This window comes from Streptomyces mangrovisoli (genome assembly GCF_000974985.2).
GTDB lineage: Bacteria > Actinomycetota > Actinomycetes > Streptomycetales > Streptomycetaceae > Streptomyces > Streptomyces mangrovisoli.
Map to the genome: position 1 here is coordinate 35259 of NZ_LAVA02000026.1, position 24255 is coordinate 59513.

The following is a 24255-nucleotide window of genomic DNA, read 5'->3' on the forward strand; positions in this document are numbered from 1 at the left end:
CCCGCCCGCCCCACATCACCGGGTCCGCCGGGTCAGCCCGATCGGTGAGGTCGGCCCGATCGGTCAGGTCGGCCCGGCGGGTCAGGGCAGCCCTGTGGGCCAGGTCAGCCAGGTGGGCCAAGTCGGTCAAGTCGGCCCAGCCGGCAGGATCAACCCGCCCCGCCGGATCGGCCCGTTCAACCCGATCGGCCGGATCAGCCGGATCGCTTCGGTCAGGACGAGGCCGGCTGGCGGACGTTCGCCCGGACCCAGTCCACGATGGACTGCGTGGTCGCCCCCGGGGTGAAGATCGCCGCGACGCCCTTCTCCTTGAGCGCGGGGATGTCGTCCTCGGGAATGATGCCGCCGCCGAAGACGAGGATGTCCCCCGCCTCGCGCTCCGCGAGCAGGTCGATCACCGCCGCGAAGAGCGTGTTGTGCGCGCCGGAGAGGATCGACAGGCCGATCGCGTCGGCGTCCTCCTGGATCGCCGTGGCGACGATCTGCTCGGGCGTCTGGTGCAGCCCGGTGTAGATGACCTCCATGCCGGCGTCGCGCAGCGCCCGCGCGATCACCTTGGCCCCGCGGTCGTGGCCGTCGAGCCCCGGCTTGGCCACGACCACGCGGATCGGACCGGCTGCCACACCCATCACTGCCTCCATGAAGCGACTACATCCATCCGTACCGGATCTACCGGATCCATCCGTACCGAGAAGCTCGGCGCATGTCGAGCACTTGCCCCATGCCGTGCATATCTCTCATGGCACGTAAACCGCTCGAGGCGTACCATCCGCCCCTCACAGGCCACCGGCCGGTCAAGTGAACGAACGTTATCTCCAGCATCCCGCAACCGGCAGTTTCGCGGCGCGGACCGAGGGGGAAATCACACGGTGGGACACGTTCGCCGCGCTCCGCTCCAGGACCTCGCGGCCCACGGGCCGCATGATCCTGCGGACCGCGGACCGCGCCGGGAGCCAGCGCATCAGGAGCCGCAACGGAGTCGCCGCAGCACCGCGCCGCAGGCCGCGCGGACGGCTGGTGCGGCACTTCGACGAGTGCACGAAGGGCACGCAGAACTGGTTGGACGGGACAGCGGGGGAACCCGTCGTCCCACCGGCAGGCCACCTCGTCGCAGCACCACCGGCGCCACCCGCGCCACCTGCCGCACCCAGCTCACGCGGACCGTCCGCGCGCCGTCGGTCACCTCCGCCGTGGTCTCCCACGAGGGCACACGGGGGACGAAGCCGTCCTCACGCGTGCCGACAGGAGGTCGGCCATGATGGTCACCCGGGTGGTGCAGCCCTTCGTTCCCCTCTGCCGGCGCCTGCTTCCGGTCAGGCTGACCGGGCTGTCCCTGGCCCTCCTCAAGGCGACCGCGCTGGAGATCGCCATCCTGGCGGGACACCTCTTCCTCTATCCGGCCGGCATCGTCCAGGAACGCCGCGGCCCCGGGCCGCTGCTCGACCCGCCCGAGGGCACCGCGCAGCTGCCGACGGAGGCCAAGCCGCCCGTCGTCCTGCTGCACGGCTTCATCGACAACCGCTCGGTCTTCGTGATGCTGCGGCGCAGCCTCGCCCAGCACGGCAGACAGCGCGTCGAATGCCTCAACTACTCGCCGCTGACCTGCGACATCCGGGCCGCCGCCGAGCTGCTCGGCCGCCATGTGGAGGACATCTGCGAGCGCACCGGCAGCCGGCACGTGGACGTCGTGGGGCACAGCCTGGGCGGCCTGATCGCCCGGTACTACGTCCAGCGGCTCGGCGGTGACCTGCGCGTCCGCACCCTCGTGACGCTCGGGACCCCGCACTCGGGCACGAAGGTCGCCCCGCTGGCCAACGCCCACCCGATCGTCCGGCAGATGCGCCCCGGCTCGGATCTGGTCGAGGAGCTGGCCCGCCCGGCACCCGGATGCCGTACGCACTTCGTCAGTTTCTGGAGCGACCTCGACCACCTCATGGACCCGCTGGAGACCGCCCAGATCGACCACCCGGATCTCCTGGTGCAGAACGTGCAGGTGACGGGCGTGGGGCATCTCGCCCTCCCGGTGCATCCGGCGGTCGCGACCGGCATACGGCAGGCCCTCGACACCGCGCACCCCGGAGAACCGACGGCCGGGCATGGCAAGGGCGGCCTGACCGTCGCCTGACAGCGGCCCGACGGCGTACCCCTACACCGCCCCGAGACACCCGTCCCGGGGCGCTCAGAGGCCCCAAAGACCCCTCACAGCCTCGAACAATCTTCGAACACAGAGCCAAACCCTTGCCCGTGGTCCCCCGAAACACGGCCGAATGCCCGTTTCCTGCGGGCACGAAACCTGTGGAAGATTGTCGCGCCCGCATACCGCCGGGTACAGTCGCCGCACTGCTCTGCCGGCCCCTGTAGTCGAGGCGAAAGAGAAGTTGGTGAACGACCGTCACCCGTCGGGGACCATGACCTCCCCGGCACCGGCTTCCGACGCCGCCGCCTCGACGCCCTACGCGTACGGCGGCCAGGAAGCCCAGTACGGCGACTTCACCACGTACGGCGGCTACGACACCGGCGGTTACGCCACCGGCCACGCCACCACGGCCTATGCGGCCGATCCGCTCTTCGGCGACCTGCAGGGCCAGACCCCGGTCGTGGACGCGTACGGCAACGCGGCGTGGACCTCCGACGGAGGGCAGTCCGCGCAGCACGACCCCTATGCGGCCCAGCAGCACACCGCCTACGCCGGCACCGGCTACGACACCTCCGGTTACGACACCTCCGGTTACGACGCCTCCGCGTACGGCACCGCCGGATACGACAGTGCCGGATACGACAGCGGCGCCTACGACGCGACGGCCTGGGCCACCGGCCGGCAGGGGCTCGCCGCCGTACCGCCGCAGGCCGCGCCCGCGGACCCGTCCGGACAGTGGGACGCGAGCGGCTGGCAGCAGCCCGCCGGCACCGCCGACGCCACCCAGCACTGGGAGTGGGGCACCCAGACCTTCGAGACCGCCGCCTACGACACCACGCAGTGGAACACCGACGGCGGCCCCACGGACCACGCCGGTTCCGACGAATACGGCCAGACCACCGAGTACGAGCAGACCTCGGACCACGAGCAGGCCACCGAGTACGGACAGGCCGCCGACCACCCGCAGGCCACTGACTACGGGCAGGCCGAAGAGTACGACCAGGCCGGGGAGTACGACCAGGCCGCCGGGCACGACGACGCCGATCCGGGCCCGCAGGACGGCCCCGGCGACACCGGCGAACTGCCCGCGGTCACCGAACTCCTGGAGGATCAGGAGGAGTTCACCCCCGCGGCCCGGCCGGGCGGCCGCGCCGCGTCCCGCTCGCGGCGCCGTTCGCCCGCGAAGCGCTCGGCGCTGCTGACGGTGGCCGTGCCCTCGGTGTGCGTGATGGGCGTGGCCGGTATCGCCGCCGCCAACGTCGGCCCCTTCGCCGGCGGTGACAAGGACACCTCGGCCTCCGCCTCCGACGCGCAGTCGGTGAAGCCGTCCGCCGCGAACAACAAGCTGGACGCCCAGCTGAAGAGCGTGTCGGCCGGTGCCGACGACTTCGCCGACCGGGCCAGCCGCACCCAGGAACGCATCGACCTCAAGGCCGAGCAGGACGCCGAGAAGAAGAAGGCGGCGGAGGAAGCGGCCCGCAAGGAACGGCTCCGGCCGAAGTTCGCGATCCCGGTCACCCAGAAGGGGCTCAGCGCCTACTTCGGCCAGGCGGGCGTGAACTGGATGTCCGTGCACACCGGTATCGACTTCCCGGTGTCGTACGGCACGACGGTCATGGCCGCGACGGACGGTGTGGTCTCCACCAAGTGGAACAGCGCCTACGGCAACATGATGATCGTGACGGCGAAGGACGGCACGGAGACCTGGTACTGCCACCTCTCCAGCTACCGCGTCGCCGCCGGAACCACCGTCAAGGCCGGGGACCCCATCGCGTACTCCGGGAACTCCGGCAACTCCACGGGCCCGCACCTGCACTTCGAGGTCCGTCCGGCCGGGGGTTCGCCGATAGACCCTCTGCCGTGGCTGCGCAGCCACGGGCTCGACCCGACCTGACGAGGCCGCCGCTCCGGCACCGGAGCGAAGGCCCCTCCCCGGGCCACGGCGTCAGCCGAGGCCAAGGGCACAGCCACGGCCGCCTTGCGGCCGCGGCCGGAGCTACAGCTTCTCCACCGGCGCGTACCGCAGCAGCAGCCGCTTCGGCTTGTCGCCGAAGTCGATCGTCGCCTCGGCGTTGGCGCCCGTGCCCTTCACCGCGACGACCGTGCCGAGGCCGAACTGGTCGTGCGTGACGCGGTCGCCGACGGCCAGCGACACGACCGGCTTCTCCGCGGCGCGCCGCGTCGCGAACCCGGAGGCGCCCGCGGCCGACGAACGCGACCGGGACGACGACAGGGAGGACGCCACGCCGGACACCGGTCCCGCGGGGACGGCGGCCGTGGCGCCGGTGCGCTTCCACTCGACGTGCGCGGCCGGGATCTCCTCCAGGAACCGCGACGGCGGGTTGTACGACGGCTGGCCCCAGGCGCTGCGCAGCGCGGACCGGGTCAGGTAGAGCCGTTCCCGGGCGCGGGTGATGCCGACGTACGCCAGGCGCCGCTCCTCCTCCAGCTCCTTGGTCTGGCCGAGAGAGCGCATGTGCGGGAAGACGCCGTCCTCCATGCCGGTGAGGAAGACCACCGGGAACTCCAGGCCCTTGGCCGTGTGCAGGGTCATCAGGGTGATGACGCCGCTGCCGTCCTCGTCCTCGTCGGGGATCTGGTCCGAGTCGGCGACCAGGGCGACCCGTTCGAGGAAGTCGGCCAGCGTGGCGGCCGGGGCGGCCGCGCCCGCGGCCCCCTCGGCACCCGCGGCCTCGGCGCTCTCGGCGCCCTCCTGCTCGAACTCCAGCGCCACGGCGGCGAGTTCCTGGAGGTTCTCGATACGGGTCTCGTCCTGCGGGTCGGTGGACGCCTGCAACTCGGCCAGATAGCCGGTCCGTTCGAGCACCGCCTCCAGGACGGTGGCCGGTCCGGCGCCCGACTCGACGATCGTGCGCAGCTCCTCCATCAGCGTGTTGAAACGCTTGACGGCGTTGGTGGAGCGGGCCGCCATGCCGTAGGCCTCGTCGACGCGGCGCAGCGCCTGCGGGAAGCTGATCTTCTCGCGCTGGGCGAGGGCGTCGATCATCGCCTCCGCGCGGTCGCCGATGCCGCGCTTGGGCACGTTGAGGATGCGGCGCAGCGGGACGGAGTCCTCCGGGTTGGCCAGGACCCGCAGATAGGCGAGGACGTCCCGGACCTCCTTGCGCTCGTAGAAGCGGACACCGCCGACGACCTTGTACGGCAGGCCGACGCGGATGAAGACCTCTTCGAAGACCCGGGACTGGGCGTTGGTGCGGTAGAAGACGGCGACGTCGCCGGCCTTGGCGTCGCCCGCGTCGACCAGGCGGTCTATCTCGTCGGCGACGAACTGGGCCTCGTCGTGCTCGGTGTCGGCGACGTAGCCGGTGATCCGGGCGCCCGCGCCGGCGTTGGTCCACAGGTTCTTGGGGCGGCGCGACTCGTTGCGCTCGATGACCGCGTTGGCGGCGCTCAGAATGGTCTGCGTGGAGCGGTAGTTCTGCTCCAGCAGGATCGTCGTCGCGTTCGGGTAGTCCTCCTCGAACTGGAGGATGTTGCGGATGGTCGCGCCGCGGAAGGCGTAGATCGACTGGTCCGCGTCGCCCACCACGCACAGTTCGGCGGGCTGGAGGTCGTACTCGCTGGGCGGCACGTCCACCGGGTGCTCGGCGGTGCCGACGAGCTCGCGCACGAGGGCGTACTGCGCGTGGTTGGTGTCCTGGTACTCGTCGACGAGGACGTGCCGGAAGCGGCGGCGGTAGTGCTCGGCGACGTCCGGGAAGGCGCGCAGCAGGTTGACCGTCGTCATGATCAGGTCGTCGAAGTCGAGGGCGTTGGCCTCGCGCAGCCGCGACTGGTACATCGCGTACGCCTGGGCGACGGTCTTCTCGAAACCGTCGGCGGCCTGGGCCGCGAAGTCCTCCTCGTCGATCAGCTCGTTCTTGAGGTTGGAGATCTTGGCGCTGAACGACTTCGGCGGGTAGCGCTTGGGGTCGAGGTCCAGATCGCGGCAGACCAGGGCCATCAGGCGCTTGGAGTCGGCGGCGTCGTAGATCGAGAACGACGAGGTGAAGCCGAGCTTCTTCGACTCGCGGCGCAGGATGCGCACGCACGCGCTGTGGAACGTCATGACCCACATCGCGTGGGCGCGCGGGCCGACGAGCTGCTCGACGCGCTCCTTCATCTCGCCCGCGGCCTTGTTGGTGAAGGTGATCGCGAGGATCTGGCCCGGGTGCACGCTCCGCTCGGCCAGCAGGTGGGCGATGCGGTGGGTGAGCACACGGGTCTTGCCGGAACCGGCGCCGGCCACGATGAGCAGCGGGGAGCCGGCGTGCACGACGGCGGCGCGCTGGTTGTCGTTCAGCCCCTCCAGGAGCGTGGCCGCGTCGAGGACCGGGCGCGGGGCGCCGTCGCGGTAGTACTCCTCGCGGTCCGGGGGCAGGTCGAACTTCCCGCCGAACAGATCGTGCGGGACCGGCTCCGCCGGGTGGCCGTCCTCGTGATCGTCCTCGGGCGGCGGCGGGTGCTCCTCCGCGTGCCCGCGAGGGGCCTGGAGGTCCGCCAGGAAGCTGTCGTCAAAGAGGCTGCTCATCGCTCTCCGAGTCTAGGGCGCCGCACTGACAGCCGGCCGCCGCCTTGAGAACTCCACCCGGGAGAGCGCCGACCGGCGACGGCCGCACCCCGGCGGAGCGCCCGTGGGCGGCGGACCGGGCGCCACCGGCAGCGACCGAAATCACACCCCCGCGCCTCTCCGGGCCGGTCACGGCCCGTTCCGCACCGGTCGTGGTCCGCCCCCGACCGGTCACGGTCGAGCCGTCGGCGGTCACGGTCCATCCCGCGACGATCACGGTGCGCGAGCCTTGGGCAAAGGTCACGAAAACGTATCGGGCATATCGAACATCAACCTTCACACGAGCCACACGCGTTGGTTACGGTTCCGATCAAGTCGTACGGCCCCTTCCGGTGAACGTCGCCGGGCCGCACGGCCCTTGCCGAGGGACCCGGTCGCAGGGCAGTCGGAGGGCGGACCCTCCGAACCCGCCCGCCCGTTCCCTCCCCCGGGCGCCTGGGCGGCCCGGGGCACCCACCGCCGGCTCGGTGGGCGGACCATGGAAGGAGTCGCCTCCTTTGGCGTCGCATCGCAAGTCGCGTCCCCTCGGACAGCGCGTGACCGGCCCCGGCACCTCCGCCGCCGCCGAAGCCGCGTCGGCCTATGCCGACCTGGTCTCCCGGGCCGCCGAGGCCGCCTCCGAGGGCACCGCCCCCGAGGACGAGGGCGGGCCGAGCCTCGCCGAGGTCGGGAAGAAGATCGACGCCTTCTATCTCCAGAGCGAGCCGGCCGCGGTGCGGTCCGAGGCGACCAGGGAGCGGACCGGCAAGCAGCGCACGCTCGTCTCGGCCCTGCTCGACGACGTCGCCAAGCGCACCCAGATGCTCAACACGGCCCGGGAGCGGTTCGGCGCCCTCACCGGCACGCAGTACCGCACCGACACCTCGGCCCAGGACACGGCGGCCCTGCTGCTCGCCAACACCCCGGAGGACTACTTCGGCCAGGAGCAGCTGATGAGCCGCCTGACCGAGCGGCAGAAGCAGGCCGTCGACACCGGCGGCACCGCGCAGCAGCCCGCGGCGGCCGAGGACCCGCGGCGGCGGGCGGCTGCGGGAGCCGTACGGCAGCCCGCGGCCGCACGGGAGCCGGGGCGGGCGCGGCGCGGCGTCGAGCCGCCGGCCGAGTCGCGGGACGGGGACGCGCTGGTCACCGCCAAGTCCACCGTCCAGAAGAAGCTCGCCCACGCGCGGGCACTGCTGTCGAAGCTGGACGCCGTCGGCGCCGGCCGGGTCCCGCCGCGGTCGCCGGACCCGGCGGACCGGGCGGGTCCGGTCGGAGCGCCCTACCCGGCGGCGGGGACGGCCGCGTCGCCGTACACCACCGAGGCGGTCGGAGCCCCGTACGCGGCGGCGCAGGCGGTCGGCTCGCCCTACGCCTACGCCACGCAGACGCCCGGAGCGCCGTACGGCACGGAGACGGCCGGAACCCCCTACGGCACGGAGACGGCCGGAGCCCCGTACCCCGCGGCCCCGGGCGCATCGCCGTACCCCGCGCACCCGGGCGGCGCGTGGGACGCCGCGAAGGCGGAGCAGGCGGTCGCCTTCGCTCGTGCGCAGCTCGGCAAGCCGTCCCTCTGGGGCGCCGCCGGCCCCGGATCCTACGACTGCTCCGGGCTCACCCAGGCCGCCTGGAAGGCCGCCGGTGTGGCGCTCCCCCGCGCCGTCCACGACCAGGCCCGCGCCGGCGTCGCGGTCCCGCTCGCCGATGCCCGCCCGGGTGACCTGATCTTCTTCGACGGCGGCATCGGCCATGTCGGCATCCACATCGGCGACGGCATGATGATCCACGCCCCGAACCCCGGCGCCTACGTCCGCGAGGACTCGGTCCACCACCTCGGCGAAACGATCATTCACAGCGTGGTGCGGGTGGCCTGACACCCGCCCCGGGTGCCGTCGGCGCCGCCCGGTGTCCCGCACCCGTGCGGTTTTCGCCGGGCCGCGCGCGTGGCCCGCGTGCCCGGTGCGCGAAGCTCCCTAGCATCGGGCGCATGTCCGGCACCTCACCTCTGCGCGCCTGGTGGTCGCAGCGTTCACCCGCGGCCGGGGCTGCCGTGATGGCCGTCGGCATCATGTCGATCGGTCTGCGGCTGACCGGTTACGAGGTGCTGTCCGGCATCGCCCTCGTCCTCGCCTGCGCCACCTGGCTCGGGCTCGCGGTGAACTTCGCCGTACGGCTGCTCGGCGAGCGCGAGCGCTGGATGGCGGAGGCGGCGACACCGGGCGCGCTGACGTCGGTCGCCGCGACGGCCGTGCTCGGCGCGCGGTTCTCGCTGCTCGGTTGGCAGCCGCTGGCCGCGGTGCTGCTCGCGCTCTCCGCGCTCCTGTGGCCCGGCCTGCTGCTCACCGTCGTACGGAACTGGCAGTGGCGGATGCCGGGGACGGTGTTCCTCGGCTGCGTGGCCACGGAGGGGCTCGCCGTGCTGGCCGCCGTACTGGCCGCGGCGCGGTCGTCGGAGTGGCTCGCGCACACCGCGCTGGTGCTGTTCTGGCTGGGGCTGGTGATCTACTGCCTCGCCCTGCCCCGGTTCGACCGGCGGCAGGTGATCGAGGGGGCCGGGGACCAGTGGATCGCGGGCGGCGCGCTCGCCATCTCGTCGCTGGCCGGGTCGCGGCTGCTCGCCGTGGACGACTCGATCGCGTACCTGTGGAACGACGACGACGCCGGCGTCCTGCGCTACATGGCCGTCGCGCTGCTGGTCCTCGACCTGTGCTGCTGGGCGGTGCTCGTCGTCGCCGAGGCGGCCCGCCCGCGACTGCGCTACGACGAGTTGCGCTGGGCGACGGTGTTCCCGATGGGGATGACGGCCGTGGCCGCGCTGTCGATCGCCGACGTGGACGACGTGCCGTGGCTCCACGACCTCGGTCAGGCGCTGCTGTGGGTCTCGGTCCTGGCGGGCGTCGTGGTGGCGGCCGGAGCCGTCCGGGCCGCCCGCGACGACCTCGGCGGGAAGCCGCCGAGGCACCGGGGAATCAGGTCCACAGGACGGCGATGAAGATGTTCACCATGGTCAGCAGCCCGACCAGGCCGAACAGCTTCTTGTCGACCGTCTCCTCGTCCCGCTTGACGTAGACCAGGCCGAGGATCACCACCAGCACCGCCAGCTTGATGCCGATCTTGACGGTGTTGATGTCGTGGCCGTCCGCCTGGACCAGACCGACCAGGATCGCACCCGTGACCAGCATGGTCAGCGCGCCGTGCAGCATGCCCGGCACGAAGCGGGCCTTGCCCTGGCCCATCGCCTTCATCTGGGTGAGGAAGCCGCCGAGCAGCGCGGCGATGCCGATGATGTGCAGGCCGACGAAGAGATGGATGAGTACGTCCATGAGGCGGGAGCCTAGCCAGCGCCCCTGGAGCGCTCGCACACGGGTCCGGTACGGACGGCGGGCGTCTCCCGAACCGGGCCGCGCGGCGCGTGGACGGGCAGGTCGGCGCGCGGGCCGCATATATGCGCCCCATAGCACCGGCCGCCACCCGCCCGCACGGCAACCACCGCAACGGTCATCGCACCGCGCGAAGTCGCGGCCGCTGTCCGCCGTCACGGTCGCATACGGTCACCAGTCGGTCCCCTCACGCCATTTCCGTACATGCTGTTACCAAGCCGACACAGAGAGGTTTAGCGTCCTCCCCCAGGTGCCCGGCTCCCCACCGCCGTCCGGGCCAGGGACGGCAGTCGGACACCACCGCCGAGAAAGTCCGGCGGCGGCGAGCTCCCCCTGTGCGAGCCGCCGCCGGACGCGTCAGCCGCTCCCCCGGGCGGCCGTGGGTCCGCTCACCCGGCGGACCGTGCGGACGCCGTATGACGAGGCGGGCGTACGAAAGGAACGTGACGGTTCTGGTGGCAGCGCACCGCAGGTCCCGACAGCGCCCGCTCGGTGGCGGCACGGCCCGTACGGCCGTCACCATCGCCCTCGCGGGCGCGGCGACGGCGACCGCCTTCGAAGGGGTCGGGAACGCCGAGCCGCAGCTGACCGCCACGCAGGTCAAGGCGAAGGTGGACAAGCTCTACCAGGAGGCCGAGGCGGCCACCCAGAAGTACGACGGCGCCAAGGAGAAGGCCGACCGGGCCGAGCATCACCTCAAGCAGCTGCGGGACGAGGCGGCGCGCAGGCAGGACAAGCTCAACGCGGCCCGCGACGCGCTGGGGTCGATCGCCAGCGCCCAGTACCGCAGCGGGGGCCTGAACCCGGCGCTGCAACTCATGCTCTCCGACCGGCCCGACGCGTATCTGGACGACGCAGCGTTCGCCGAACGGGCGGGCGACCGGCAGGCGCACGCCGTGACGCGGGTGCGCAACCAGCTCAGGGAGATCGAGCAGTTGCGCGGCGCCGCCCATGTGGAGCTGACGTCGCTGCGGTCGCGCCAGGCGGAGCTGAAGCGGAACAAGAAGACGATCACCGGCAAGCTGGCCGAGGCACGGGAGCTGATGGCACGGCTCAGCCCGCAGGAGCGCGCCGGGATCACCGGCGGCAGCGCCTCGGGCACGGGCCGTGCCTCGCGCTCGGACACGGACCCGCGGGCCTCGCTCGGTTCGTCGGACGACCCGGGGGACCCGGGGTCCGGCGGCTCCACGGCCACCGGCTCGCGGGCGGCGGCGGCCGTCTCGTACGCCTACTCCAAGCTCGGCAGCCCCTATGTGTGGGGCGCGACGGGGCCCGGCGCCTTCGACTGCTCGGGCCTGGCGCAGGCCGCCTACCGCGCGGCCGGCGTCTCCCTGCCGCGCACGACGTACGCCCAGATCGACGCGGGCCGACGCGTCTCCCGTTCCGAACTGGAGCCGGGCGACCTGGTGTTCTTCTACTCCGGCATCAGCCACGTCGGCATCTACGTCGGCAACGGCATGATGATCCACGCGCCCAACCCGTCCGAGCCCGTGAAGCTGGCCCCGGTCGACGAGATGCCGTTCGCGGGGGCGACGCGGGTGGTGTGAGCGGTCACCGGCCCGCCTCCCGGACCGGTCGCGACACCGGCGGGCCCGCCCTCAGACCAGGCGTCGCGCGGTCGCCCAGCGGGTCAGCTCGTGACGGTTGGACAGCTGCAACTTCCTGAGGACGGCGGAGACATGGGACTCCACGGTCTTCACCGAGATGAACAGCTGCTTGGCGATCTCCTTGTACGCGTACCCCCGGGCGATGAGGCGCAGGACCTCGCGCTCGCGCTGGGTGAGCCGGTCGAGGTCCTCGTCGACCGGCGGGGCGTCGGTCGAGGCGAAGGCGTCGAGGACGAACCCGGCCAGCCGCGGCGAGAACACGGCGTCGCCCTCCTGCACGCGGAAGACGGAGGCCACGAGGTCGGTGCCGGTGATCGTCTTGGTGACGTAGCCGCGCGCACCGCCGCGGATCACCCCGATCACGTCCTCCGCCGCGTCCGAGACGGACAGCGCGAGGAAGCGCACGGGCTGCTCGGCGTCGGCCATCAACCCGGCGCAGCGGCGCAGCACTTCGACGCCCCCGCCGCCGGGCAGGTGGACGTCGAGCAGGACCACCTCGGGGCGGGTCGCGGTGATGACGGTGACCGCCTGGTCGACGTCGGCGGCCTCGCCGACCACCTCGACCCCGGTCGTGACCGTCTGGCCGATCTCGGCCTGCACCCCGGTGCGGAACATGCGGTGGTCGTCGACGAGGACCACGCGCACATGGCGGCCGCCCGCGCCGCCGGTGGTCTCCGCGGGTTGCGTGTTCGCGTCGGTCGGATCGCTCATGACGTCTTCTCCGCCCTCTCCATCTCCAGCTCGACCTCCGTGCCGCCGTCCGGCACCGCCCGTAGCCGGGCCGTGCCGCCGTGCCGCTCCATGCGGCCGATGATCGATTCTCTGACGCCCATCCGGTCGGCGGGTATCGAGTCGAGGTCGAAGCCGGGGCCGCGGTCACGGACGGACACGAAGACCGTCCTGCCCTCCACCTCGGCGTAGACCTGCACGGCGCCGCCGTCGCCACCGTACTTGGCGGCGTTCACCATTGCTTCGCGCGCGGCTTGCATCTGGGCGCCGGTCCGTTCGTCGAGCGGGCAGTCGCCGACCACCACCACCTCGATGGGGACGCCGTGCTTGTCCTCCACCTCGGCCGCGCTGCGCCGGACCGCGTCGGCGAGGGTGGTGGGCTCGTCGGCCTCGTCCTTGCCGGTGCCCTCGGGCTTGTACAGCCAGGTGCGCAGGTCGCGCTCCTGGGCGCGGGCGAGCCGGCGCACCTCGCCCGCGTTCTCCGCGTTGCGCTGGATCAGGGTGAGGGTGTGCAGCACGGAGTCGTGGACATGGGCGGCGACTTCGGCACGCTCCTGGGCGCGGATACGCATCAGGCGCTCCTCGGAGAGGTCCTGGGTCATCCGCACGAGATAGGGGCCCGCGAGGAGCGTTATCCCGACGAGGACGGCGAGCGCGGCCTGGAGGACCGAGCCGAGGTGGGCGGTGGAGCCCTGGAGGACGACCACGCCGGAGACGCCGGTGGTGACGAGCAGGACGCCGGCGCCGGCCCGCAGCAGGGAGAGCGTGCGCTTGCGGCGGCCGACCTCGACCCAGCGGGCCCGGCGGGCGTTGTCCGCCTGGCGCCAGACCAGGGCGACGCCCGCGCCGACGAGGACGACCGGCCAGAGGTAGGCCTTGGCGCCGTTGCCCACGTTGACGCTGCCGACGAAGACCATGGCGATGACGACCATGAGCAGGAGCGCGACGATCTGGCCCTTGTCGGGTCTGCGGGCCACGAGCCGGCGGCGCCCGTCGGGCGATATCTCGGTCGAGACGAGGGACGGGGACTTCTGCCCGCCGACGCCGCCGACGCCGAGCGGCACGAAGAACCAGAACGCCGCGTAGAGCAGGGCGCCGAGGCCGTCGGCCATGAACAGGCCGACGAACACGAGCCGCACCCAGACGACGGGCAGCCCGAGATGCCCGGCGAGGCCCCGCGCCACACCACCGAGCCAGCGTCCGTCGCTGCTGCGGTAGAGCTTGCGCGGCGGCCGCGGGTCGGCGAGGGGCGCGCTTGCGGCTTCCGGCATGGCACCGATCCTCACACGGCGGCAGGGGCCGGGCATCAGGGTCGGCCCCCGATACTCCCCTGATCTTCGGCGCGGCGGGTCGTCGAACGCTTCCCCCGCTCCGGCTCGGGGCCGATATCAGGGTCCGGCCAGGGTCGTCCCGACTGCCGCCGGGCCGCTTCGGCCGTCACCATGGACTCATGACTGATCACCAGCACGCCGCGGCGGGTCCGGGACCCGGCTCCGGCCCGCGTCCCGGCCGGGGCGAGGGGCCGGCGGATGCCGCGCCCGCCGCGGGCCCGGCCGGGCTCGCGGGGCCGCCGCACCGGTTCCGGCGGGAGCGCCGGACCAAGATGCTCGCGGGCGTGTGCGCGGGGCTGGGGCGGCAGTGCGACATGGACCCGGTGATCTTCCGCATCACTCTCGCCGTGCTGGCCGCGACCGGCGGCATCGGTCTGCTCTTCTACGGCTTCGCCTGGCTGTTCGTGCCGTACGACGACGACGAGGAGAACGAGGTCCGCAAGCTGCTGACCGGCCGGGTCGACGGGCAGGCGCTGACGGCCGTGCTGTTCGCGCTGGTCGGCTGCGGAGTCTTCCTGACGATGATCAACAACGGCGGGGTGCTGGCCTTCGCGGTCGTGCTCTCCCTGCTGCTCGCGGGCGCGGGGTACTGGTCCCAGCGGCGCGGCGAGCCCGACCCCGATCCGCTGGCCGCGCAGGCGGTGGCCGACGCCCCGCCGGAGCCGCAGGCGCCGCCCGTGCCCGCCGCGTACCCGTCGTGGTGGCGGGACCCCATCGTGAAGGACGGCACGCACGAGGGCGGCACCGGTTACCTGTGGGGGCCCGCGCAGTCCCGCGACCGGGACATCGCGGCGGCCATCAACATCGGCTACAGCACGGGCCGGACGCCGCTCGACCTCGCGTACGCCCCCGGGCCGCCGGCGCCGAAGCCGCGCGGGCCGCGCTGGATCGGCGGCTGGGTGTTCCTGCTGGCACTGCTGGCGGGCGCGGCGGGCACGGCAGCGACCTGGCAGGACCACGCGCTGGGCACCAGTCTGCAGACGGGCCTGGCGTGCGCGCTGTGCGTCTTCGGCCTGGGCATCGCGTTCAGCGCGTTCCTGGGGCGCACGGGGGGCGGTTCGGTGTTCCTCGCCCTGATCACCGCGGCCCTGCTGGCGGCCTCGGCGGCGCTGCCCGAGAACATCGGCACCCACTGGACGCGCACCGAGTGGCGGCCGGCCACGGTGGCCGACGTCCGGCCGAAGTACGAGATCGGCACGGGGGTCGGCACGCTGGACCTGTCCCGGGTCGCACTGTCCGGGGGCCGGTCGATATCGACGGCGGCCGAGGTGGGCCTCGGCCGGCTCGTGGTGATCGTGCCGAAGAACGTGACGGTGAAGGCGGACATCGAGGTCGGTGTCGGAGACATCCAGCTGCCGGGGGACAAGAAGAAGGACGTGGACGTGGAGCCCGACAAGCGCCGGCAGGTCACCCTCGCACCGGCGAGCGGTACCAAGTCCGTGGGGACCGTCGTGCTCGACCTCCAGGTCGGCGCGGGACAGGCGGAGGTGAGCCGTGCTGCGTCATGAGTTCCAGCCCGGGAAGCTGGTGGCCGGACTGTTCCTCGCCGGGGCGGGCGCCCTCTATGCCGGGGACGCGGCCGGCGCCTGGCGGACGCCGTGGTTCGCGGTGATCCCCCTGGTCGTCGTCGGCCTGTTCCTGGCCGGGCTGGTCGCCCTGGTCAACGGGGGCATACGGCGCAGGCGCCGCGCGCGGAGCCGGGCGCGTGGCGCGGCCGAGGCCACGACGCACACGCCCGGCTGACGCGAAGCCCGCGTCCCTGGTGCCGCGGCACCGCGGCACCAGGGGAACCAGAGGTGTCTAGCGGTAGCTGCCGACCCCGACGCTGCCGAGGCCGCCTCCGGAGCGCTGCCGTCGCCGGGAGTGCAGGGCCGCGTCCAAGGACAGGTAGGGGGTGCCCGCGAGGACGAGCGGCAGCCAGGCCATCAGGTAGGCGAGGTCGTTGCCGTAGTAGTACGGATCGGCCGCCCAGCTGACGGTCAGCCAGAGGCTGAGGGAGATCAACGCCCCGCCGAGCGCGGCCAGCCGGCCGAGGAGTCCGACCAGGATGCCGATGCCGACGGCGAGTTCACCGAAGGCGATGGCGTAGCCGAACCCGACCGGGTTCTTCAGGGCCAGGTCGATCAGGGCCGGGATGGCCGAGGAGTCACGGGCCGAACGCATCGTGTCGCCGATGGACCCGCTGCCGCCGGACTTCATGAACGCGCTGTCGGTCAGCTTGTCCACGCCCGCGTAGATGAAGGTGACGCCCAGAAAGATCCGTAGAGGAAGGAGCGCATAGTGGCCGGCGGTGTCGCGCCAGCCCCGGTTGCCGCTCCCGTAGGAGGTCGCCGTGTCCGTCCGTATGCCATGAGTCATCGTTCGTAGCCGCCTCTCGCCCGCCGTGCAGAGACTCCTCAACAGACCATACGTACGACGAACGGGTGACGCTCAATCGCCCCCAGGCGCAATTTCCGGGTTCGCCCGTCTCGTCCCACAGGTGTCGGAGGTGTTCCGTGTCCGCGCAGGCCTCAGTCCGTCACATCGATCACGCAGGCGTTCGTCTCCACCCCGGCGGTGGTGACGACCTGCACCTCCACGCGCCCGGGTTCGACGTCGGCCGGCACGGGCACGGTCAGCAGGGTGTCCGTGGGGTTGCTGAAGCCGCCGGTCACGGGGACCAGCGGGACATGCACATGGACGGCGCCGATCCGCACGACCATGCGGGAGAGACGGTCGGCGGCCTGCGCGCCGGGCGGCACGAAACCGGCGCCCCGGATCTCGATGTCGTCGCCGGTGCGGATCGGCGCGTCCAGGTCGCCGGCCTCCCGCGCGCGGACGACGGAGAGGATGACCGGACGGCCGCCCTCCGCGTACTTGCCGGTGAGGTAGGTCGCCGCCGAGATCAGCACCACCACCGCGAGCCCCCAGGGCAGGTCGGGCAGCTGGTCGGGGCGGCGGGCGAGCCGCACGGCCGCGAAGACCAGGGCGACGGCGACGATCACGACGTACTGGATGTCGGCGAAGGTGCCCCGACCGGAGTCGTCGGTCAGCAGGTCGGCGGCGCGCGGGCGGTCCGCGCGCACCTTCTGGAGCCGCTGCCCGAGCACCCGCATCCCCACCACCCGGCGGACCAGCACGGCGATGCCGCAGACCACCGCGAGCACGGTCACCAGGCCCGCGCCGCGGGCGAGGTCGAGACCGGAGACGATCCGGTCGCGGTCGCCGGGGGCGGAGGCCGCGGCCAGCCGGCCCACCAGGACCAGCACGGAGTAGGCGGTGAGCAGCACCCACGAGGCGGCCACCGCGCGGGACGTGGACAGCCGGTTGTCCTCGCCGATCACTGGGGCGAGCGCGCCGCCGCGGGCCCGGTGGAACCAGGACGCGGTGGTCAGGGCGAGCGCCACCACGAGCGCGGCCAGCAGCCCGGCGGTGCGGGCGGCGGTCCAGCCCGCGCCGATCGCGGTGAGCGACTGCGCCAGGAGCAGCAGCACGAACAGGCCCCACACCGCCCCAGTGGTGCGGCGCCACAGCCGCGTCAGCCAGGCCTGGCCCTCGGCGCGGCCGCGTTCGGCGACCACCTCCGCCGACTGCGTCAGTTCCTCCGACACCCACTGGCGGGAGGCGGACGCCGAGTGCGCCACCGCGGCCGGCAGGCCCTGCCCGGCCGCGTACTCGTCGCGCTTGACGAGGAACGCGGCGACCGCGCGCCGGTGTCCCTCGCGGGCCCCGTGCGGACAGTCTCCGCAGGTGCAGCCCCCTTCGTGGGCGCTCATGTGCGCGCCCTGTCTCGCCTCCTGCACCGCCACGCCCGACGCCCGCCTTCCCCTGCCCGAACAGGACCGCAACTCCCCAACGACGTCTGCGAATTGTGCCCTACGCCACCCCGCTCCCGCCCGGCAGGTCCGGTCAGGGCGGGTGGGGTCGGCCGCGCCGTGTTGACCTGGCTGCGAGAATGTGACCGTGGCCGAGATCATCCAGCGCGACGGGACCTGGGCCTTCGACGGCAGCTCGGTGCGCATCACGCCGGGACTGCACCGCTCCGTTCCGCTGTTCCGGCAGGCGTACGGGGAGATCACGGTGCCGCTGGAGGCGATCGCGAGCGTCGCCTTCGAGCCGGAGCGCAGGCGGGGCAGGCTGCGGATGCTGCTGCGGGAGGGCGCCGACCCGCTGCTCCAGGCGACCGGCGGACGGCTGCCGGAGGCGGCGGACCCCTACCGGTTGGCGGTGGACACGGACCGCGGCGGGGTCGCGGAGTACGTCGCCGAGGAGATCCGCCACGGGCTGCTGCTGGACCAGGTACCCGGGGAGCCGACGACGGCGTATCTGCTGCCGGGCCCGCCGGTGCCGGTCTCGGTGCGCTCCTCCGACGGCACGGTCTCCTTCGACGGCACACAGGTGCGCATCGACTGGGCCGACACCTCCGACCGGATCAAGCGGGCCACGGGCCCGCGGATCATCTCCGTGGCCGAGCTGGTCCAGGTCGAATGGCTGCCCAACTCGGGCTACGGGAACGGGTTCCTGCGCTTCGCGACCCAGGAGACGGTGTTCACCAAGCTGCCGCCGGAGAAGGATCCGTACGCGCTCGACCTGTGGGGCAGCACGCGCCGGGACATGCTGACCGCGCAGATCGCCGCCGCGGTCACGGCCCGGCTGCCGCATCCGTCCACCCGCACGGGCGAGGGGCCCGCGGACCCGGACGGGGCGGCGCTCCCGGCGGTGGTGCCGGCCGACCACCACGACGTACTGCTACGGCGGCTGCGGGAGCTGGGCGAGCTGCACCGGGACGGCGTGCTCACCGACGAGGAGTTCACCCTGGCCAAGGCGGCCGTCCTGCGGGGTTTCTGAGCCGCGCGGGCCCGCGGGCCGCGCGGGTGCGGTCAGCCGAGCAGGTCCGGCTCGCTGCGGCTGACGTCCTGCCACAGCGGCTGGTAGTTGATCCAGGCCACCAGGTCGGTGCCGAGCTGCTCGCGCGTGGCGGAAGCCGCCTTGTGGTCGATGAGGACCGGCCGCCCCGCCGCCCGCGCCGTCAGCTGCACCTGGCAGGACCGCTCCATCGACAGGAACCACCAGGCCGCCGCGTCGACCGAGTCGCCGACGGTGAGCAGGCCGTGGTTGCGCAGCACCAGAGCCTTGTGCGAGCCCAGCGCGGCGGCGATGCGACGGCCCTCCTCGGCGTCGACGGCGACACCGGAGTAGGCGTCGTAGAGGGCGTGGTCCTCGTAGAAAGCACAGCTCTCCTGGGTCATCGGGTCGAGCAGGTCGCCGAGCGCGGACAGGGCGCGGCCGTGCACGGAGTGGCAGTGGGCGACGGCGACGACGTCGGGGCGGGCGGCGTGGACCTGGGCGTGCACGGTGAAGGCGGCCTGGTTGACGTGGTAGCGGCCCTGGACGACCTGTCCGTCCTGGTTCGCCATGACCAGGTCGGAGACGGTGACGTGCTTGAACGGCATCCCGAACGGGTTGACCCAGAAGCAGTCGCTGAACTCGGGGTCGCGGGCGGTGATGTGCCCGGACACCCCGTCCTCGAAGCCGAGCCGCCCGAACAGCCGCAGCGCGCCCGCGAGCCGCTCCTTGCGGTGCCGGCGCTCGTCGTCGACGGAGTCGTGCCTGGGCGGCATCGCGAATCTCAGCTGGTCCGTGGGGAGCGGCAGGGGCGGCGTGGGCCCGGCCCCGGGGGTCCCGTGCATGTTCGTCCTCCGGCACTGGGTTGCTGTGGGGTCGGAAGTTACCGCCGGTCAGCGCAGGAGAACAGGCCCATTCCGGGAAGAGCTTGCACAACTGTTACGTGCGGTCGCCGATTCCTCCGCGTGCGGTCGGCGCTCCTTCCGGCGGGGAGCCGGTGGGGTTTTCCGTCGTGTCGCGCAGATACCCGACAGAAGATGTCCGGTATCTGCGCGAAGGTGGCTGCATGACCCCTGTGAACTGGGCGGCCTTCGCCGCGGCCGAGCCGGAGCTCGCCACGATCGCCGAAGAGCGCTTCGGCGCGTACACCCACCATGTCCTCGCCACGCTGCGGCGCGACGGCTCGCCGCGCACCAGTGGGCTGGAGACGCGCTTCCTCGACGGGGAGCTGTGGCTCGGGATGATGCCGGACTCCCTCAAGGCGCTCGATCTGCTCCGCGATCCGCGTTTCGCGCTCCAGGCGAACCCGGGCGAGGGCACGTCGATGGGCGGCGGGGACGTGCGGATCAGCGGGCGCGCGGTGGAGGTCGAGGACGGCGCCGCGAAGGCCGGATACGCGAAAGAGGTGGAACCGCCCGAGGGGCCGTTCCACCTCTTCCGCACCGAGCTGACGGAGGTCGTGCGGACCTACGTCGAGGACGAGAAGTACCTCGTCGTCCAGATCTGGAAGCCCGGAGCGCCGGTGCGCACGCTCAAGCGGACCTGACCGCCGTCACCGGCGGCGGGAGGGCTACTCCCACTCGATGGTGCCCGGGGGCTTCGAGGTCACGTCGAGGACGACGCGGTTGACGTCGCGGACCTCGTTGGTGATGCGGGTGGAGATCTTCGCGAGGACCTCGTAGGGCAGCCGGGACCAGTCGGCGGTCATGGCGTCCTCGGAGGAGACGGGGCGCAGCACGATCGGGTGACCGTAGGTGCGGCCGTCGCCCTGGACGCCGACGCTGCGGACGTCCGCGAGCAGCACCACGGGACACTGCCAGATCTCGCGGTCGAGGCCGGCCGCGGTCAGCTCCTCACGGGCGATGGCGTCGGCGTCGCGCAGCAGGTCCAGGCGCTCCTTGGTGACCTCGCCGACGATGCGGATGCCGAGGCCGGGGCCCGGGAAGGGCTGGCGCTGGACGATCTCCTCCGGCAGGCCGAGCTCCTGGCCGACCATCCGGACCTCGTCCTTGAACAGCTTGCGCAGCGGCTCGATCAGCTGGAACTCGAGGTCCTCGGGGAGGCCGCCGACGTTGTGGTGGGACTTGATGTTGGCGGTGCCGGTGCCGCCGCCGGACTCGACCACGTCCGGGTAGAGGGTGCCCTGGACGAGGAACTCCACGGCCGGGCCCTCGTCCGCGATGATCTCCGCCTGCGCCTGCTCGAAGACGCGGATGAACTCGCGGCCGATGATCTTCCGCTTCTCCTCCGGGTCGGAGACGCCCTTGAGCGCGGTCAGGAACCGCTCCTCGGCGTCCACGACGACCAGCTTGACGCCGGTCGCGGCCACGAAGTCCTTCTCGACCTGCTCGGTCTCGCCCTTGCGCATCAGGCCGTGGTCGACGTAGACGCAGGTCAGCTGGGAACCGATGGCCCGCGCGACGAGGGCCGCGGCGACGGCGGAGTCCACGCCGCCGGACAGGCCGCAGATGGCGCGCTTGTCGCCGACCTGCTCGCGGATGAGGGCGACCTGCTCCTCGATCACGTTGCCGGTCGTCCAGTCGGGCTTCAGGCCGGCGCCGCGGTACAGGAAGTGCTCCAGCACCTGCTGGCCGTGCGTGGAGTGCATGACCTCGGGGTGGTACTGGACGCCGTAGAGCTTCTTCTCGTCGTTCTCGAAGGCGGCGACCGGGACGACGTCCGTGGACGCGGTCACGGCGAAGCCCTCGGGGGCGGCGGAGCAGGCGTCGCCGTGCGACATCCACACGTGCTGCTCGTCCGGGGTGCCCTCGAAGAGGGTGGAGCCCGACTTGGAGACGTGCAGGTCGGTACGGCCGTACTCGCGGGCGCCGGTGTTGTCGACGGTGCCGCCGAGGATCTGAGCCATCAGCTGGAAGCCGTAGCACATGCCGAAGACGGGGACGCCGGCCTCGAACAGCTCGCGGTCGAGGCGGGGGGCGCCCTCCTCGTACACGGACGAGGGGCCGCCGGAGAGGATGATCGCCGCCGGGTTCTTGGCGAGCATCTCAGCGACCGGCATGGTGCTCGGCACGATCTCGCTGTAGACCCGGGCCTCGCGGACGCGGCGGGCGATGAGCTGGGCGTACTGCGCGCCGAAGTCGACGACCAGGACGGTGTCGGGGGCGGCGGCAGCGGGAGTCGCTGGTGACACGGGAGCCTTCCGGCGGTGGGGCGGGGTCTCTGTGCTGGCCAATTCTACCGGGGTGGCGGACGGGGGCCCGTCCGCCATGTGGTCGGGCCCGCCCCGGCGGTCGCGGCCCGTGGCATACTGCCCGCATGTTCGCGCACTCGACCTTCCTGTTTACCTATGGCAACCGGCCCACCGGCTGCCATGGTCGTGCTGCTTGAGCAACTGACAAGCGACTTCCCAGGCGCCCCGGGCCGACAAGGCCCGGGGCGCCTGCCGTTTCCGGGCCTTGCCGCTCCGGGGCACCCCGTCCTCCGAGGAGCCCCGCCATGACCACCACCCCCGCCACCCCCACCGAGGTGACCGGTGCCCGCACCCCCGAGGCGGCCGGCCTGATCACCGGCGCCCGGGAGCGCATCGACGCGCTCGACGACCGGATCATCGGCCTGATCCAGGAGCGCATGGCGGTCTCCGCCGTCATCCAGGAGGCCCGGATCTCCTCCGGCGGCCGCCGGGTGAACCTCTCCCGCGAGATGGAGGTCCTCGGCCACTACCGGGACGCGCTGGGCAAGCCCGGCACCGCGCTCGCGATGACCCTGCTCGAACTGTGCCGGGGCCGCATCTGAAACACCGCACCGCACCGCGCGGGCGTCGCATCTGAGTTCGGGCCCGCTCTCACCCGTACGGCGCGTGACGGCCCGTGCGGCCCTTCGTTGAGTGTGATGTCCGTGCCAGCCAGGGGCGGGCCCGAAAGTCCACGCGTGGCTCACTGGAGCGATGAGACGTGCGGATCGTGCCGTGCGTCGTGGGACCTCGTTCCAGCCGGTGACCGGACGGCAGGGGACAGCAGCCCGGTCACACAAGAGATCGGTCGGCCTCGGGGACGCCCGGGGCCGATCGGCGGAAACTGCAAAAATGCACAAGGCTGGGTCAAACGGTTGCGGAGGCCGCAGCGATCCAGCACGATGCCTAGAAGCCCCCACACGCTCAAGTCCCTGAGCAGACAACTGCATTGTGCTGCACCGCCCGACTGCCAGAGGTCGAGACCACCCGCGCGCGCTCCCGTGCGCCGGGGCGCCGACCGGGGCACGGAAAGGTGGCACGAGGACCAGCGGCGCAACCCCCCGGCGCCGCTTCCAGGCACCGACGCTGCCCTGACGTCGGTGCTGACGAAAGAAGGGCCCCGCGGCTCCGTCCCGCGGGGCCCTTCGCCTGTCCGGGGCCCTTCGCCTGTCCGGGGCCCTTCGCCTGTCCGGGGCCCTTCGCCTCTCCGGACCTCTCGCCTGTCCGGATCTCTCACCCCGGCGCGCATCCCGCAGATCTCACCCGCCGTGAACCTGTGACCCAAGCCACATAAGAATTCTGTGAGTTGCGGTGCAACCCTTCACCCGCCACACGGGTCACACCTGCAGAACCACGGGCCACAGCCGCGCCCCACACGCGCTGGCCGCATCCCCAAACGTTCGTACTGCGACCGCGCAGTACACCGGACTTCTGAGGTCTTCATGAAGCTTCGCCGTGCCATGGCAGCAGCGGCCGCGACGGCAGCGATAGCCCCCCTGGCCCTGCTCTCGGCCCCGGCCGCGTTCGCCGACGACGACACCTCCTCGCCCACCGCCACGGTGAGCGAGACCGCGCCCACCCCGACCGACTCCGCGTCCGCCTCCGCGACCGAGTCCACCGGTGAGTCCACGCCCACCTCGGACGAGACGGCCGGCTCCACCCCGACCGAGTCGGCCCCGGAGAGCGCCTCCGCCAGCGCGTCCTCCCCGGCGCCCAGCAGCTCCGAGCCCGAGGAGTCGGAGTCCCCCGACCCCGAGCCGTCGGTCTGCGAGGACACGAAGGTCGACGTCAGCATCAGCGGCCTGCCGGGCAAGATCGCCGCGGGCAGCGGCTGGCACAAGTTCTCGCTGAACGTGCTGAACAACTCCGACTCGACCCTCAACGACCTCGACTTCTTCGCCGGCGCCTCCGCCGACAAGGACGGCGAGGACCTCTTCAAGAGCAAGCAGGTCCAGCTCCAGGCCTACAACCCGGACGACAAGACCTGGGAGGACCTCGACGAGGGCGGCTACGCGGTCGGTTACGTCGGCTACACCGACGAGCTCAAGCCCGACTACGAGGTCGACATCCCGCTCCGCGTCAACGTGAAGTCGTCCGCCCCGGTCGGCTCCGGCTTCTCGCTCGGCGCCACGATCTACGGCGACGACGACGCCCAGTGCACCGGGTACGGCGAGGTCTCGTACAAGTTCCAGATCGTGTCCTCCGGTTCGGACACCTCCGGCACCAAGCCGCAGGAAGGCGGCGAGGCCCCGGTCACCGACACCAAGCCGGACAGCAACACCCCGCAGGTCGACGGCAGCCTCGCCTCGACCGGTTCCAGCTCCGCGCTGCCGGTCATCGGTCTCGTCGGCGGTGCCGCCGTCGTCGCCGGTGCGGGCGCGATCGTCGTGGCGCGGCGCCGCAAGGCGGGCGTGACCGCGTAAGCACCAGGGAGGACCCGTACGGCAGCACCAGGCAGGACCCGTACGCCGAAGGACCCGCGCTCGGAGGGGGGCGCGGGTCCTTCGC

The 24255-nt window shown here is 72.4% G+C and carries 20 protein-coding genes; 11 read left to right on the forward strand and 9 right to left on the reverse strand.

Going from position 1 to position 24255, the window contains the following annotated elements:
* Window positions 1–212 precede the first annotated feature (212 nt).
* Complete coding sequence (locus WN71_RS12560) at window positions 213–629, reverse strand: coenzyme B12-dependent isobutyryl CoA mutase small subunit (RefSeq protein WP_046585796.1); 417 nt, start codon at window positions 627–629, stop codon at window positions 213–215.
* A gap of 626 nt (window positions 630–1255) precedes the next feature.
* Between WN71_RS12560 and WN71_RS12565 the strand changes: the two genes are divergently transcribed.
* Both WN71_RS12565 and WN71_RS12570 read left to right on the forward strand, forming a co-directional pair.
* Window positions 1256–2125 (forward strand): esterase/lipase family protein, encoded by an 870-nt coding sequence (locus WN71_RS12565; RefSeq protein ID WP_046585794.1) that lies wholly within the window; start codon window positions 1256–1258, stop codon window positions 2123–2125.
* 142 nt (window positions 2126–2267) lie between these two features.
* Entirely contained in the window at window positions 2268–4031 is a 1764-nt protein-coding gene (locus WN71_RS12570; RefSeq protein WP_079177825.1) for a M23 family metallopeptidase, read from the forward strand.
* A 102-nt stretch (window positions 4032–4133) separates the two neighbouring features.
* On the opposite strand, the gene pcrA is transcribed toward WN71_RS12570, so the two are convergent.
* Window positions 4134–6668, reverse strand: coding sequence for a DNA helicase PcrA (gene pcrA / locus WN71_RS12575; protein ID WP_046585789.1), 2535 nt, complete (start codon window positions 6666–6668; stop codon window positions 4134–4136).
* Between the two features lie 536 nt (window positions 6669–7204).
* Between pcrA and WN71_RS12580 the strand changes: the two genes are divergently transcribed.
* Both WN71_RS12580 and WN71_RS12585 read left to right on the forward strand, forming a co-directional pair.
* Complete coding sequence (locus WN71_RS12580; RefSeq protein WP_046585788.1) at window positions 7205–8560, forward strand: C40 family peptidase; 1356 nt, start codon at window positions 7205–7207, stop codon at window positions 8558–8560.
* 113 nt (window positions 8561–8673) lie between these two features.
* The gene (locus WN71_RS12585) at window positions 8674–9678 is read left to right on the forward strand and encodes a tellurite resistance/C4-dicarboxylate transporter family protein (RefSeq protein WP_046585786.1); all 1005 of its coding nucleotides are present in this window, start codon (window positions 8674–8676) and stop codon (window positions 9676–9678) included.
* On the opposite strand, the gene WN71_RS12590 is transcribed toward WN71_RS12585, so the two are convergent.
* Complete coding sequence (locus WN71_RS12590; protein WP_046585785.1) at window positions 9656–10009, reverse strand: hypothetical protein; 354 nt, start codon at window positions 10007–10009, stop codon at window positions 9656–9658. The two genes, WN71_RS12585 and WN71_RS12590, sit on opposite strands and share 23 nt — an antisense overlap.
* A 512-nt stretch (window positions 10010–10521) precedes the next feature.
* Between WN71_RS12590 and WN71_RS12595 the strand changes: the two genes are divergently transcribed.
* Window positions 10522–11613, forward strand: coding sequence for a C40 family peptidase (locus tag WN71_RS12595; RefSeq protein ID WP_046585829.1), 1092 nt, complete (start codon window positions 10522–10524; stop codon window positions 11611–11613).
* A gap of 51 nt (window positions 11614–11664) precedes the next feature.
* Here WN71_RS12595 and WN71_RS12600 read toward each other — a convergent pair whose 3' ends face one another.
* Together WN71_RS12600 and WN71_RS12605 are read right to left on the reverse strand one after the other, a co-directional pair.
* Window positions 11665–12384, reverse strand: coding sequence for a LuxR C-terminal-related transcriptional regulator (locus WN71_RS12600; RefSeq protein ID WP_046585783.1), 720 nt, complete (start codon window positions 12382–12384; stop codon window positions 11665–11667).
* A complete protein-coding gene (locus tag WN71_RS12605; protein ID WP_046585781.1) occupies window positions 12381–13673 on the reverse strand; it encodes an ATP-binding protein in 1293 nt (430 codons plus the stop codon). The genes WN71_RS12600 and WN71_RS12605 overlap by 4 nt, the downstream gene beginning before the upstream one ends.
* A 179-nt stretch (window positions 13674–13852) precedes the next feature.
* On the opposite strand from WN71_RS12605, the gene WN71_RS12610 reads away from it, so the two are divergent.
* Window positions 13853–15241: a PspC domain-containing protein gene (locus tag WN71_RS12610; RefSeq protein WP_046585780.1), complete on the forward strand. Its 1389-nt coding sequence runs from the start codon at window positions 13853–13855 to the stop codon at window positions 15239–15241.
* Entirely contained in the window at window positions 15228–15476 is a 249-nt protein-coding gene (locus WN71_RS12615; protein WP_046585778.1) for a hypothetical protein, read from the forward strand. The genes WN71_RS12610 and WN71_RS12615 overlap by 14 nt, the downstream gene beginning before the upstream one ends.
* 57 nt (window positions 15477–15533) lie before the next feature.
* Here WN71_RS12615 and WN71_RS12620 read toward each other — a convergent pair whose 3' ends face one another.
* Together WN71_RS12620 and WN71_RS12625 are read right to left on the reverse strand one after the other, a co-directional pair.
* Complete coding sequence (locus WN71_RS12620; protein ID WP_046585777.1) at window positions 15534–16091, reverse strand: DoxX family protein; 558 nt, start codon at window positions 16089–16091, stop codon at window positions 15534–15536.
* A 152-nt stretch (window positions 16092–16243) separates the two neighbouring features.
* On the reverse strand, window positions 16244–17521 hold the full coding sequence (locus tag WN71_RS12625) for a hypothetical protein (RefSeq protein ID WP_046585774.1): 1278 nt from the start codon (window positions 17519–17521) through the stop codon (window positions 16244–16246).
* 154 nt (window positions 17522–17675) lie between these two features.
* Here WN71_RS12625 and WN71_RS12630 point away from each other — a divergent pair, with 154 nt between their 5' ends.
* The gene (locus tag WN71_RS12630; protein ID WP_046585772.1) at window positions 17676–18560 is read left to right on the forward strand and encodes a DUF4429 domain-containing protein; all 885 of its coding nucleotides are present in this window, start codon (window positions 17676–17678) and stop codon (window positions 18558–18560) included.
* A 32-nt stretch (window positions 18561–18592) separates the two neighbouring features.
* Here WN71_RS12630 and WN71_RS12635 read toward each other — a convergent pair whose 3' ends face one another.
* A complete protein-coding gene (locus WN71_RS12635) occupies window positions 18593–19402 on the reverse strand; it encodes a class II aldolase/adducin family protein (protein ID WP_046585770.1) in 810 nt (269 codons plus the stop codon).
* Between the two features lie 221 nt (window positions 19403–19623).
* Here WN71_RS12635 and WN71_RS12640 point away from each other — a divergent pair, with 221 nt between their 5' ends.
* Window positions 19624–20103, forward strand: coding sequence for a pyridoxamine 5'-phosphate oxidase family protein (locus WN71_RS12640; RefSeq protein WP_046585768.1), 480 nt, complete (start codon window positions 19624–19626; stop codon window positions 20101–20103).
* 24 nt (window positions 20104–20127) lie between these two features.
* On the opposite strand, the gene guaA is transcribed toward WN71_RS12640, so the two are convergent.
* Entirely contained in the window at window positions 20128–21708 is a 1581-nt protein-coding gene (gene guaA / locus WN71_RS12645; RefSeq protein ID WP_046585767.1) for a glutamine-hydrolyzing GMP synthase, read from the reverse strand.
* Between the two features lie 305 nt (window positions 21709–22013).
* On the opposite strand from guaA, the gene WN71_RS12650 reads away from it, so the two are divergent.
* Together WN71_RS12650 and WN71_RS42270 are read left to right on the forward strand one after the other, a co-directional pair.
* On the forward strand, window positions 22014–22310 hold the full coding sequence (locus WN71_RS12650; protein WP_046585765.1) for a chorismate mutase: 297 nt from the start codon (window positions 22014–22016) through the stop codon (window positions 22308–22310).
* An 897-nt stretch (window positions 22311–23207) separates the two neighbouring features.
* Entirely contained in the window at window positions 23208–24170 is a 963-nt protein-coding gene (locus WN71_RS42270; RefSeq protein ID WP_240529639.1) for an LPXTG cell wall anchor domain-containing protein, read from the forward strand.
* Window positions 24171–24255 lie beyond the last annotated feature (85 nt).

Coding starts and splice junctions, on each gene's coding strand:
- WN71_RS12560 (WP_046585796.1), bottom strand. CDS start 629: ATGGGTGTGGCAGCCGGTCCGATCCGCGTGGTCGTGGCCAAGCCGGGG.
- WN71_RS12565 (WP_046585794.1), top strand. CDS start 1,256: ATGATGGTCACCCGGGTGGTGCAGCCCTTCGTTCCCCTCTGCCGGCGC.
- WN71_RS12570 (WP_079177825.1), top strand. CDS start 2,268: ATGCCCGTTTCCTGCGGGCACGAAACCTGTGGAAGATTGTCGCGCCCG.
- pcrA (WP_046585789.1), bottom strand. CDS start 6,668: ATGAGCAGCCTCTTTGACGACAGCTTCCTGGCGGACCTCCAGGCCCCT.
- WN71_RS12585 (WP_046585786.1), top strand. CDS start 8,674: ATGTCCGGCACCTCACCTCTGCGCGCCTGGTGGTCGCAGCGTTCACCC.
- WN71_RS12590 (WP_046585785.1), bottom strand. CDS start 10,009: ATGGACGTACTCATCCATCTCTTCGTCGGCCTGCACATCATCGGCATC.
- WN71_RS12600 (WP_046585783.1), bottom strand. CDS start 12,384: ATGAGCGATCCGACCGACGCGAACACGCAACCCGCGGAGACCACCGGC.
- WN71_RS12605 (WP_046585781.1), bottom strand. CDS start 13,673: ATGCCGGAAGCCGCAAGCGCGCCCCTCGCCGACCCGCGGCCGCCGCGC.
- WN71_RS12610 (WP_046585780.1), top strand. CDS start 13,853: ATGACTGATCACCAGCACGCCGCGGCGGGTCCGGGACCCGGCTCCGGC.
- WN71_RS12620 (WP_046585777.1), bottom strand. CDS start 16,091: ATGACTCATGGCATACGGACGGACACGGCGACCTCCTACGGGAGCGGC.
- WN71_RS12635 (WP_046585770.1), bottom strand. CDS start 19,402: ATGCACGGGACCCCCGGGGCCGGGCCCACGCCGCCCCTGCCGCTCCCC.
- WN71_RS12640 (WP_046585768.1), top strand. CDS start 19,624: ATGACCCCTGTGAACTGGGCGGCCTTCGCCGCGGCCGAGCCGGAGCTC.
- WN71_RS12650 (WP_046585765.1), top strand. CDS start 22,014: ATGACCACCACCCCCGCCACCCCCACCGAGGTGACCGGTGCCCGCACC.
- WN71_RS42270 (WP_240529639.1), top strand. CDS start 23,208: ATGGCAGCAGCGGCCGCGACGGCAGCGATAGCCCCCCTGGCCCTGCTC.